This window comes from Mycobacterium alsense (genome assembly GCF_002086635.1).
Classification (GTDB): Bacteria; Actinomycetota; Actinomycetes; order Mycobacteriales; family Mycobacteriaceae; genus Mycobacterium; species Mycobacterium alsense.
The window spans coordinates 1-5,172 of record NZ_MVHD01000103.1; the positions used below are offsets into that span (position 1 = coordinate 1).

Genomic DNA, 5,172 nt, shown 5'->3' on the forward strand with positions numbered 1-5,172 from the left:
AACTCCGAACAATGCCGCGGCCACCGCCTCAACCAGCGCAGACACACCGCACCGCACAATCTACGGCTGTAGTACTAGCCGAGAGACGCACCGAGGCCGGCAGCTGCCCGGCGAGCGCCAACAGGCGTGGGTCAACTGACCTTGTCGATCGGTCCCGCTGTGCCGAGAACGGCGCGCTCGTAGTACACGGATCGATGTTGCGCGGCGGGATTCCGCCGCTTTCCGCTGCTTTCCGCTCGCGCTGGCGTCACCGGCATATTGTCATTTTCAAGCATTACTACTTTCGCTTTCAAGCAATTTTATTTACATTTTTAAGCAATTATTGCCCGCTATCAGGCATGTTCACCTCCAAAGGGTTCAGATTCGTCAGCGCCGCCCGCAGATTAGCCTCGCCAAACACCGCGGATTTCCAAAATCGCACCATTTCCTTGTGAAGGATCCCTTACCTTCGTCCGGAGACTGGTTGTCTCGGCCCCCACCCAGCAGGTGCCGCGGCCGCGGCATTCCACGTGATTCATAGAGCCGCCCGATCAACGGGGCCTCAAGGGCGTGCCGACACGACCGCCGACGGCGAAACGGAAGGTAAGGCATGGTACGGACCGACTCGTCCATTGTTGCTCTGCTGCAGGAACGGGCCGAGCAACAGCCGGATGCGTTGGCGTTCACGTACATCGACTACGAACAGGACCCGTCGGGCTTTGCTGAAGGCCTGACATGGTCGCAACTATTTCGGCGCGCTTGCACCGTTGCCGAAGAGCTCGCACTGTGGGGCTCGCCGGGCGACAGGGTGGCAATCGTCGCCCCCCAGGGGCTGGAATACGTCGTAGGCTTCCTCGGGGCGCTTCAGGCCAGCCTCATCGCGGTACCGCTTTCAACACCGCAATATGGCGTTCACGACGACCGGATTTCCGCCGTGTTGCGGGATTGCAATCCGGTCGCTGTTCTGACGACTTCCGCCGTTGTCCACGAAGTGGCGAAATACGCGACCGCACATCAGGGCGAGCCCACACCGTTCGTCATCGAAATCGACCTGCTCGACCTGGATTCGCCGCGCGAACAGCCTGCGGTCACTTATTTCCATTCCGGCCCGGCCTACCTCCAATACACCTCAGGCTCGACCCGCACACCGGCCGGCGTTGTCGTCACGCACCAAAACGTCATGGCAAATATCAGGCAGTTGATCTCCGACACATTCGAGGACCATGGGAAGGCAGCGCCCCCGGAGACAACAATCGTCATCTGGCTGCCCTTCTATCACGACCTCGGCCTCATGTGCGGCATAGCGCTGCCAATAGTGACGGGACGCCGCATCGTCTTCATGAGCCCAATGGCGTTTCTGCAAAAGCCCGCCCGGTGGATGCAGGTGGCGGCCCGCAACACCCGCACTTATACGGGGGGTCCCAACTTTGCCTATGAGCTCGCCGTACGACGCACCACCGACGAAGACATGGCCGGCCTCGACCTGGGGCATGTCCACACGTTCGCTTTCGCTGCGGAACGAGTCCACGCGGCCACAATCAAACGTTTCGTCGAGCGATTCGCCCGCTTCAACCTGCGCGACACGGCGTTGAAGCCGGGGTATGGCCTTGCGGAAGCGACTGTGTACGCGACGTCGAATCCGCCGGGACTGCCGCCCACAACCGCCCGGTTCGACTACCAGAAACTTTCGGCTGGCTATGCGGAGCCGTCCGGTGACCATGTCGGTGTCGATCTAGTCAGCTGTGGCGTACCTCGTGCTGTCACGGTGCGGATCGTTGACCCCGATACCCGAGTGGAGAACCCCGCGGGAAAGGTTGGGGAAATCTGGATCCACGGCGACAACGTCGCCGCCGGCTACTGGCGAAATCCGCAGGCGTCGGAGTGCACATTCCGTGGGAAGCTGGTCGATCCATCGCCCGGAACCCCGGAGGGACCTTGGCTGCGAACCGGAGACCTGGGATTCTTTTCCGACGGCGAACTCTTCATAGTGGGCCGCATCAAGGACCTTCTCATCGTCGATGGGCGCAACCATTCACCCGACGACATCGAGGCAACCATTCAGGAGATCACAGGAGGCCGCTGCGCGGCGATAGCTGTGCCGACCGACATCAGCGAACTGCTGGTGGCGATCATCGAACTAAAGAGACGCGGAACATCCGCAGAGGACGTCAAACTCAAACTCAGCTCGGTGAAACATGAAGTCACCTCGGCGATTTCCAAGGCACATGGCCTGCGCGTTGCCGACCTTGTTCTGGTAGCTCCCGGTTCGATTCCAATCACTACGAGCGGCAAGATCCGGCGTTCAACCTGCATCGAACGCTATCGAAGCGATGGGTTCGAGCGGCTGGACACGACGGTATGACACCAGGCAACGGCACCGAAGCCGAACTTCGCCACTGGCTAATCGACTATTTGGTCACCAATATCGGCTGCGCTCCGGATGAGGTCGACCCAGATCTGTCACTGGCGGACCTCGGTGTGAGTTCTCGCGAATCGGTCGTGCTTTCCGGCGAGTTATCGGAGTTGCTCGGCAAGAGCGTATCGCCGATCGAATTCTGGGAACACCCTACGATCAACGATCTCGCCGCATATCTCACCGCAGGCGAGCCCGAACCCGAATCCCACCCGGCGGTCAAACGTCCCGCCCGCGACTCGCTCAACGAGCCGATTGCCGTTATCGGAGTCGGATGTCGCTTCCCGGGTATATCGGGACCAGACGCGTTGTGGCAGTTCCTCGCCGAGCGTGGCTGCTCGATTGGGCAGGTGCCACCCGAGCGGTGGCAGCCGTTCGAGACCGGCACACCCGAAGTGACGGCAGCGCTAGCCCGCACGACTCGTTGGGGATCGTTTCTGCCCGAAATCGCCGCCTTCGATGCGGAGTTTTTCGAGATCTCGGCCAGTGAAGCTGCCAAGGTGGACCCCCAACAACGCCTGCTGCTAGAAGTGGCCTGGGAGGCGTTGGAGCACGCGGGAATTGCGCCCAGTTCGCTGCGCCGGACGCAGACTGGAGTCTTCGCCGGGGCATGCCTGAGTGAATACGGAGCGATTGCCTCCAATGACTTCTGTCAGGTCGACGGGTGGAGCAACACCGGCGGCGCTATGAGCATCATCGCCAACCGACTCTCCTACTTCCTTGACCTGCGTGGTCCGTCGGTCGCCGTAGATACCGCTTGTTCGTCATCGTTGGTGGCCATCCACCTGGCTTGCCAAAGCCTGCGGACCGAGGACTCCCATCTGGCGATCGCGGCCGGGGTGAATCTGTTGTTGTCCCCGGCGGTTTTTCGCGGCTTCGACCAAGTCGGTGCGTTGTCACCTACGGGCAAGTGCCGCGCGTTCGATGCGGCGGCCGATGGGTTTGTGCGCGGTGAGGGTGCCGGGGTGGTTGTGCTCAAGCGGCTCACGGACGCCCAGCGCGACGGTGACCGGGTGCTGGCGGTGATTTGCGGCTCGGCGGTCAATCAGGATGGCCGCTCTAATGGGCTGATGGCTCCCAACCCGGCGGCCCAAATGGCGGTGCTGCGCGCTGCCTATACGAACGCGGGAATGCAGCCGAGCAACGTCGACTACGTCGAAACACACGGAACCGGAACACTGTTGGGTGACCCCATCGAAGCTCGCGCTCTCGGCACGGTGCTGGGCCGCGGGCGATCGGCGGGGTCACCGCTGCTCATCGGGGCGGTAAAGACGAATCTGGGGCACACCGAGGCTGCGGCTGGAATCGCGGGCTTCATCAAGGCGGTGCTGGTGTTGCAGCGCGGCCAGATTCCCCCGAATCAATCGTTCGAAAGCCCGAACCCACACATTTCCTTCGCCGACTTGCGATTGAAAGTCGTTGATACGCAGATGGATTGGCCTGAGACAGACCGTCCGCGCCGAGCAGGGGTGTCATCGTTCGGATTCGGTGGGACGAATGCGCATGTGGTGTTGGAGCAGGGTCCTGAGGTTGCGCCGGTGGTCGAGCGTGGTGTTGATGGTGGGGTTTCGGTGTTGGTGGTGTCGGGTAAGTCGTCGGGGCGGGTGGCGGCGACGGCGGGGGTGTTGGCGCGGTGGATGGAAGGTGCGGGGGCCGGTGTGGGGTTGGCCGATGTGGCTCATACGGTTAATCATCACCGGTCGCGGCAGGCCAGGTTTGGCACGGTGGTGGCCCGTGACCGCGGCGCGGCGGTGGCCGGGTTGCGGGCCTTGGCCACCGGTCAGCACGCCCCCGGGGTGATTCCTCCGACTGACAACGCGCCGGGGCCGGGCACGGTCTTTGTGTATTCGGGTCGGGGATCTCAGTGGGCGGGGATGGGCCGCCAGTTGCTCGTCGATGAACCCGCTTTCGCCGCGGCGGTCACCGAGCTGGAACCGACTTTTGTTGCCGAGGCCGGGTTTTCGCTGCATGAGATGATCGCCACCGCAAAGCCGCTAGAAGGTATCGAAGAAATCCAGCTGGGCGTGATCGGCATCCAGCTCGCGCTCACCGCGCTGTGGCGCTCCTACGGGGTGGCCCCCGATGTGGTGATCGGCCACTCCATGGGCGAGGTGGCCGCCGCGGTGACCGCCGGCGCGCTGACCCCCGCCCAAGGGCTGCAGGTAACCGCGACCCGATCCCGGCTCATGGCGCCGCTATGCGACCAAGGCGCGATGGCCCTGCTCGATCTGGATGCCACCAGCACCGAACAGCTCATCGCCGGCTACCCCCACGTCACGATCGGGATATACCACTGCCCGCGCCAAACCGTCATCTCCGGGCCCACCGCCGACATCGACAAACTGATCACCACGGTGCGCGCCCACAACCGCTTCGCCAGCCGGGTCAACATCGAAGTCGCCCCACACAACCCCGCCATGGACGCCCTACAACCCCTGATGCGTTCGCAACTGGCCGACCTGACCCCCCAAACCCCGACCATCCCGATCATCTCCACCACCTACCCAGACCCCCAAGCCCACCCGGTCTTCGACGCCGCACACTGGGCCACCAACGTGCGCAACCCCGTGCACTTCCAACACGCCATCACCGCCGCCGCAACCGACCACCACACCTTCATCGAAATCAGCCCCCACCCCCTATTGACCCAAGCCATCCTCGACACCCTGCACACCGCACAACACGGAACCAAATACACCACCATCGCCACCCTGCACCGCGACACCGACGACACCATCACCTTCCGCACCAACCTCTACACCACCCACACCACCCACCCC

General features: G+C 62.9%; 3 protein-coding genes. All 3 read left to right on the forward strand.

The window, feature by feature from the left end:
- On the forward strand, nucleotides 1–434 hold a 434-nt coding region (locus BST11_RS28250), incomplete at its 5' end, for a hypothetical protein (protein WP_211284799.1).
- 155 nt (nucleotides 435–589) lie between these two features.
- Nucleotides 590–2,341, forward strand: a complete 1,752-nt coding sequence (locus tag BST11_RS26475; protein ID WP_083141136.1) for an AMP-binding protein — start codon at nucleotides 590–592, stop codon at nucleotides 2,339–2,341.
- Nucleotides 2,338–5,172 (forward strand): type I polyketide synthase (locus BST11_RS26480; protein WP_142276601.1); only part of this gene is annotated, 2,835 nt, incomplete at its 3' end. The genes BST11_RS26475 and BST11_RS26480, both read left to right, overlap by 4 nt.

Coding starts and splice junctions, on each gene's coding strand:
- BST11_RS26475 (WP_083141136.1), top strand. CDS start 590: ATGGTACGGACCGACTCGTCCATTGTTGCTCTGCTGCAGGAACGGGCC.